At 66.6% G+C, this 6,693-nt stretch carries 7 protein-coding genes; 2 read left to right on the top strand and 5 right to left on the bottom strand.

Features of this window, described 5'->3' with window-relative positions:
- Nucleotides 1–2,177 (top strand): heterodisulfide reductase-related iron-sulfur binding cluster (locus ACRDTL_RS20600; RefSeq protein ID WP_431508550.1); only part of this gene is annotated, 2,177 nt, incomplete at its 5' end.
- 20 nt (nucleotides 2,178–2,197) lie between these two features.
- The gene (locus tag ACRDTL_RS20595) at nucleotides 2,198–3,490 is read left to right on the top strand and encodes a pyridoxal phosphate-dependent aminotransferase (RefSeq protein ID WP_431508549.1); all 1,293 of its coding nucleotides are present in this window, start codon (nucleotides 2,198–2,200) and stop codon (nucleotides 3,488–3,490) included.
- A 3-nt stretch (nucleotides 3,491–3,493) separates the two neighbouring features.
- Here ACRDTL_RS20595 and ACRDTL_RS20590 read toward each other — a convergent pair whose 3' ends face one another.
- The 5 genes from ACRDTL_RS20590 to ACRDTL_RS20570 form a co-directional block, all read right to left on the bottom strand.
- The gene (locus ACRDTL_RS20590; RefSeq protein ID WP_431508548.1) at nucleotides 3,494–3,889 is read right to left on the bottom strand and encodes a DUF732 domain-containing protein; all 396 of its coding nucleotides are present in this window, start codon (nucleotides 3,887–3,889) and stop codon (nucleotides 3,494–3,496) included.
- A 32-nt stretch (nucleotides 3,890–3,921) separates the two neighbouring features.
- A complete protein-coding gene (rfbA, locus tag ACRDTL_RS20585) occupies nucleotides 3,922–4,788 on the bottom strand; it encodes a glucose-1-phosphate thymidylyltransferase RfbA (RefSeq protein ID WP_431508547.1) in 867 nt (288 codons plus the stop codon).
- A 19-nt stretch (nucleotides 4,789–4,807) separates the two neighbouring features.
- On the bottom strand, nucleotides 4,808–5,173 hold the full coding sequence (locus ACRDTL_RS20580) for a nuclear transport factor 2 family protein (protein ID WP_431508546.1): 366 nt from the start codon (nucleotides 5,171–5,173) through the stop codon (nucleotides 4,808–4,810).
- Between the two features lie 28 nt (nucleotides 5,174–5,201).
- A complete protein-coding gene (locus ACRDTL_RS20575; protein ID WP_431508545.1) occupies nucleotides 5,202–5,957 on the bottom strand; it encodes a maleylpyruvate isomerase family mycothiol-dependent enzyme in 756 nt (251 codons plus the stop codon).
- A 4-nt stretch (nucleotides 5,958–5,961) separates the two neighbouring features.
- Nucleotides 5,962–6,693 (bottom strand): nucleotide sugar dehydrogenase (locus ACRDTL_RS20570; protein WP_431508544.1); only part of this gene is annotated, 732 nt, incomplete at its 5' end.

The following is a 6,693-nucleotide window of genomic DNA, read 5'->3' as shown; positions in this document are numbered from 1 at the left end:
TCGGCCACACCGGCAACGAGTACCTGGAGCCGGTGGCCCTGCTGTTGCACATCGGGGTCATGCTGGCGTTCCTGATCATCGTGCTGCACTCCAAGCACCTGCATATCTTCCTGGCGCCGATCAACGTCGTGTTCAAGCGGCTGCCCGACGGACTGGGCCCGCTGCTGCCGATCGAGTCCGGCGGCAAGCCGGTCGACTTCGAAAACCCGCCGGAGGACGCCGATTTCGGCCGCGGCAAGATCGAAGACTTCACCTGGAAAGCGATGCTGGACTTCGCCACCTGCACCGAGTGCGGCCGCTGCCAGTCGCAGTGCCCGGCATGGAACACCGCCAAGCCGCTGTCCCCCAAGCTGCTCATCATGGATCTCCGCGATCACTGGATGGCCAAGGCGCCCTACCTCCTCGGTGACAAACCGCAACCCACGGACGGCTTCGACCCGAAGGCCGCGCACGACACCGGCCATCACGTGCCCGAGTCCGGATTCGGCCGGGTGGCGGGTTCCGGCCCCGACCAGGCGACCCGCCCGTTGGTCGGCACCGCCGAGCAGGGTGGGGTGATCGACCCCGACGTGCTGTGGTCCTGCGTGACTTGCGGCGCCTGCGTCGAGCAGTGCCCGGTCGACATCGAGCACGTCGACCACATCGTCGACCTGCGCCGCTACCAGGTGATGATGGAATCGGAGTTCCCCTCCGAACTGTCCACGTTGTTCAAGAACCTGGAAACCAAGGGCAACCCGTGGGGGCAGAACGCCGGGGACCGCACTCACTGGATCGACGAGGTCGACTTCGACGTCCCGGTCTACGGCGAGGATGTCGACAGCTTCGACGGCTTCGAGTACCTGTTCTGGGTGGGCTGCGCGGGCGCCTACGACGACAAGGCCAAGAAGACCACCAAAGCCGTCGCCGAACTGCTGGCCACCGCCGGGGTGAAGTTCGTGGTGCTGGGCACCGGGGAGTCCTGCAACGGTGACTCCGCGCGCCGGTCGGGTAATGAGTTCTTGTTCCAGCAGCTGGCCGCCCAGGCCGTCGAGACGCTGGACGGGCTGTTCGAGGGGGTTGAGACGGTCGACCGCAAGATCGTCGTCACCTGCCCGCACTGCTTCAACACCCTGGGCCGTGAATACAAGCAGCTCGGCAGCAATTACACGGTGTTGCACCACACCCAGCTGCTCAACCGGCTGGTGCGCGACAAGAAGCTGGTGCCGGTCACGTCGGTGGACCGGGACGGCCCGTCGATCACCTACCACGACCCCTGCTATCTGGGCCGGCACAACAAGGAGTACGCGGCCCCGCGTGAGCTGATCGGGGCGTCGGGCGCCACGCTGACCGAGATGCCGCGGCACGCCGAGCGCAGCTTCTGCTGCGGCGCCGGCGGGGCGCGCATGTGGATGGAAGAGCACATCGGCAAGCGGATCAACCACGAACGGGTCGACGAGGCCCTGGCCACCCCGGCCACTACGGTCGCCACCGCATGCCCGTTCTGCCGGGTGATGATCAGCGACGGGGTTGATGACCGCGCCGAGGCAGCCGGCCGTGAGGACGTCGACGTGCGCGACGTGGCCAACATCCTGCTGGAGTCCATCGACCGCGGCAAGGTCACGCTGCCGGCCAAGGGCACTGCTGCGAAGCAAGCCGCCGAGTCCGCGCCCAAGGCCGCGGCCGCACCCACACCCGCCGCGCCGGCCAAGGAGGCCGCCGAACCGGAACCCACGGCGCCGACGCAGGAGAAGGCCGCCAAGGCTGTTAGCGGTCTGGGTATCGCCGGCGGCGCCAAGCGGCCCGGAGCAAACAAAGCGGCGGCGCCGAAAACCGAAGCGCCAGAGGCCAAGCCACCGGCCGCACCGGCCAAGGGGCTGGGACTTGCCGGCGGCGCCAAACGACCCGGCGCCAAAAAGACTGCCGCCCCGGCACAACCACCGGCCGCGCAGGAAACGGAAGCGAAAACCGAAGCGGCCCCGGCGGCCAAGCCATCGGCCGCACCGGCAAAGGGGCTGGGACTCGCCGCGGGCGCCAAACGACCCGGCGCCAAAAAGGCTGCCACCGGCGAGCCGGCGGCAAAGCAGGAGCCGGCATCCGAACCCGCCCCGGCGGACGAGGATGCCGACAAGCAAGCCGCACCACCACCGGCAACGGGCCTGGGCATCGCCCGCGGCGCGCGGCCGCCCGGCAAGCGCTGACCCACTTCGGCGAATTTTGAGTGGACAGCCATGGCACCATGGTTGACGTGACTACTCACCAGCTGCCGTGGCACGCCACCGCGCACCAGCAGCGGCAGCGCGCGTTCGCGCAGTCGTCGAAGCTGCAAGACGTGCTCTACGAAATCCGCGGGAAAGTGCACGACCACGCGGCGCGACTAGAGGCCGAAGGCCATCGCATCCTCAAGCTCAATATCGGCAACCCGGCAGCGTTCGGCTTCGAGGCTCCCGACGTGATCATGCGCGACATGATCCAGGCGCTTCCCCACGCGCAGGGCTATTCGGATTCCAAGGGCATTCTGCCGGCGCGGCGCGCGGTGGTCACCCGCTACGAACTCGTTGACGGTTTCCCGCAATTCGACGTCGACGACGTCTATCTGGGCAACGGTGCCTCCGAGCTGATCACGCTGACACTGCAGGCGCTGCTGGACAACGGCGACCAGGTGTTGATCCCGGCACCGGACTTCCCGCTGTGGACCGCGTCGACCTCGCTGGCCGGCGGCACCCCGGTGCATTACCTGTGCGACGAGACCCAGGGCTGGCAACCCGATATCGCCGATCTGGCATCGAAGATCACCGAGCGTACCAAGGCGCTGGTGGTGATCAATCCGAACAACCCGACCGGCGCCGTTTACCGCCGCGAAGTGCTGACGCAGATAGCCGATCTGGCGCGCGAGCATCAACTACTGCTGCTGGCCGACGAGATCTACGACAAGATCCTCTACGACGACGCCGAACATATCAGCATGGCGTCGGTGGCGCCGGATCTGTTGTGCCTGACTTTCAACGGATTGTCGAAGGCCTACCGGGTGGCCGGATACCGGGCCGGCTGGCTGGCGATCACCGGACCGAAAGACCACGCCAGCAGCTTCATCGAGGGCATTCATCTGCTGGCGAATATGCGATTGTGCCCGAATGTTCCGGCACAGCACGCGATCCAGGTGGCGCTGGGCGGCCATCAGAGCATCGAGGACCTGGTGCTGCCCGGCGGTCGACTGCGCGAACAGCGCGACGTGGCCTGGACCAAACTCAACGAAATTCCCGGGGTGTCCTGCGTCAAACCTGCCGGGGCGTTGTACACGTTCCCACGACTGGATCCCGAGGTGTACGACATCCAGGACGACGAACAGCTTGTCCTGGACCTGCTGCTGTCGGAGAAGATTCTGGTCACTCAGGGCACTGGATTTAATTGGCCCACACCGGATCACCTCCGGATCGTGACGCTGCCGTGGTCACGCGACCTGTCCAGTGCGATCGAGCGGCTGGGCAACTTCTTGGCGGGCTACCGCCAGTAACACCTACGGGCAGTACACGTCCATAGCGATGTCGGCGAAAGCGGTGGCGCTGTCCACCGACAGGTCCGGCGATCCCGCGACGATGTCTTGGACGATCTGCTCTTCGCTCTCGCCGCCCTCCAACCGCGAGCACACGTTGTGCGCATCGTTGATCGCAACATCGTCGGCTCGCGATAGTTGAAGCCCGTGAACGTCCAGCAGCCACAGGAACCGGCCATCCTTGTCCAGCTTCGGCGACGGCGAGGAGGTGGCCCCCGACGTCGGTGTCGATTCGCTGTGCGTGGCGTCACCATGTCTTGAGTAGAAAACCCATACTCCGGCAATGGCGACGACGGCGGCTGCCAGGGCGGCGAGCACGGCCAAGCCACTAATGGGCGACGGATTCGAAGGTGTTGTCATGCGGCGTGCACAGCGTATTCCACGCCGACGCTTCAGCTCACCTCGAGCAGGTGCAGCAGATAGTCCCCGTACCCGGACTTGCGCAGCTTGTGGGCACGCTGCGCCAACTGCTCGTCGTCGACAAACCCCATCCGCCAGGCCACTTCCTCGGGAACACCGATTTTCAGGCCCTGTCGGCGTTCCAGGGTGCGGATGTAGTCGCTGGCATCTAACAGGGAATCGAACGTCCCGGTGTCCAGCCACGCGGTGCCGCGGGCAAGCACCTCGACGGTCAGCCGGCCGTGATTGAGGTAGGCCTGGTTGACCTCGGTGATCTCGTACTCGCCGCGCGCTGACTTCTTTAGGCCCCGGGCGATTTCGATCACGTCGTTGTCGTAGAAATACAGGCCCGGCACCGCGTAGTGGGACTTGGGGGTGGCCGGCTTCTCCTCCAACGACAGTGCCACGCCGTCGGCGCTGAACTCAACCACGCCGTACGCTGACGGGTTGGCCACCCAGTAGGCGAAAATCGCGCCACCACTGACTGATTGGAAGCGACTCAGGTTGGTGCCCAGACCGGGTCCGTAGAAGATGTTGTCGCCCAGCGCCAATGCCACCGAGCCGGTGCCGATATGCTCCGCCCCGATAATGAATGCCTGCGCCAGACCGTCGGGGCGGTCCTGGATCGCGTAGCTGATGTTGATGCCGAACGCCGCTCCGTCGCCGAGCAATTGCTGGAACGCGGGTGCGTCACGGCCGGTGGTGATGATCTGAATGTCACGGATGCCGGCTGTCATAAGCGTGGACAGCGGATAGTAGATCAGCGGCTTGTCGTAAACCGGCAACAACTGCTTGCTGATGCCCATGGTGATCGGATACAGGCGCGTGCCCGAGCCGCCGGCCAGGATGATGCCCCGCATGCGTTGCTCCTATTCCTACTCAGTCGACCAGGTCAGCCTCGGCGAGTTCGGTCGCGGCCAGTGCCGCGGCCAGGTCCTGATGGCGGAACACCGAGGTGATGTGATCGTGGACTACCCGAAATGCCGACGCAGCAGCGGTGTCGGCACCGGGGCTCCCGATTTTCTGTTCGACGACGACGACGCCGTCGCGGACATACATCCGGCCCGGCTCAGCGGCCATGTTGGTGGCAGCGGCCCACCGGCGCAGGGCATCGTGGCCCTGCCCCGCGCCGTGTGCGTCGCCGACTTCGACGTCGTCGCTGGACAGCGCGACCAAGGTGTCGATGTCGGACGCGTTGAGGGCGTCGTGCCACGCCAGCACGGTGGCGATCTCCGATGTGGTCATGATTTGCAAGGTACCGCGTGTGCCCGGGTTAGAACGGCGTGTGGTCGAGCCACTTCTGCCACACCCCGGCATCGCCGAACATCGCGATGTCGGTGTCGGCGACGGCAACTCGCCGGACAGCGGCCAACAACAGGTCGCTCGCGGCGCCGCGCAACGCCGCCGCGCCCTTGTCGTGGTCGTGTGACCAGGTGATCCGGCCCGAGTCGGCGCGGATGGTCCATTCACCGGCGACCCCCAGCCCGGGATCGGTGGCATGCAGGTGCACGGTGTTGCCGGCATCGAGAGGCAGCGGCGCACCATCGCGTCCGGCCTCCGCCGCGACCCGTTCCAGCCACTCGCTGATCGCGTCGGCGGCCAACTCGGGCGTCAGTGCGTAATCGATCCCCAGCGCCAGCGCGGCGTCGGCGCGGTGCACGGTTGCCTCGTGCAACCGGCGCCGGACCCACCAGTACGCCGGTCGCGTCCCCAGGAACGTCCACACCGGGGCCTCCAGACCCGCCAGTTCGACGGCGTCGATCAGCCGCTGCGCGCCGGCGTGCAACCACGAGATCGCGTCGTCGCGATCCGGTGGCGGCTTGCCGCCCTCAACGGTGCGCGGGTCGAGGAAGTGATCGACCCGGTCGGTGATGATCTGCGCCGCCCAGCGGTCGCCCCGGCCGACGTGACGAAACAGTTGCTCCAACGTCCAGTCCGGACAGGTCGGCACCGGCGTCGACGGGTCGGCGCTGCGGATCATCTCCCCGAAGTCTCGGTTTTGCTCGAGCAAGGCTGCCGCATAATCCACCCGGTCAGGTTACGCGCCGGCCCAGACAGTAGACGCGCCAACCTGCCCGCTGCCAACGGCCGACGTCGAGGCAGTTGCGGCCGTCGACGATGACCCGCGATCGCACCGCAGCGGCAAGGTCGTCGGGGTCGAGGTCGACGAACTCCCGCCATTCGGTGAGCACCAGCACCGCGTCGGCGCGCTCGCACGCTTCGGCGACCGAAACCGCATAGTTCAGCGTGGGAAACAGCCGCTGCGCGTTCTCCAGGGCCTTGGGGTCGTAGACGTTGACGGTGGCGCCGTTGAGCTGTAGCTGGCCGGCGACGTTGAGCGCCGGCGAGTCGCGCACGTCGTCGGACTCGGGTTTGAACGCGGCGCCGAGCACCGCGATGTTGGCACCCAACAGCGAGCCACCACAGGCGGTGCCGGCCAGTTCGACCATTCGGGTGCGGCGGCGCATATTGATGTTGTCGACCTCCCGCAAGAACGTCAGCGCCTGATCAGCACCCAGCTCCCCGGCGCGGGCCATGAAAGCGCGGATGTCCTTGGGCAGGCAACCACCGCCGAAACCCAGACCGGCGCCCAGGCATCGACGGCCGATCCGCGGATCGTGCCCGAGCGCGTCGGCCAGCATGGTGACGTCTGCGCCGGCCGCCTCGCACACCTCGGCGATCGCGTTGATGAACGAGATCTTGGTCACCAGAAAGGCATTGGCGGACACCTTCACCAATTCGGCGGTCTGCAGGTCGGTCACCAG

This window comes from Mycobacterium sp. (assembly GCF_050700595.1).
In the GTDB taxonomy this organism is placed as follows: Bacteria; Actinomycetota; Actinomycetes; order Mycobacteriales; family Mycobacteriaceae; genus Mycobacterium.
The sequence above is the reverse complement of the archived record's forward strand: the minus strand, read 5'-3'. Positions and strand labels throughout refer to the sequence as shown.

What these genes read in the sequence shown, in the direction of transcription:
- rfbA (WP_431508547.1), bottom strand. Translation starts at nt 4,788, where the DNA reads ATGCGGGGCATCATCCTGGCCGGCGGCTCGGGCACGCGCCTGTATCCG.
- ACRDTL_RS20580 (WP_431508546.1), bottom strand. Translation starts at nt 5,173, where the DNA reads ATGACCACATCGGAGATCGCCACCGTGCTGGCGTGGCACGACGCCCTC.
- ACRDTL_RS20590 (WP_431508548.1), bottom strand. Translation starts at nt 3,889, where the DNA reads ATGACAACACCTTCGAATCCGTCGCCCATTAGTGGCTTGGCCGTGCTC.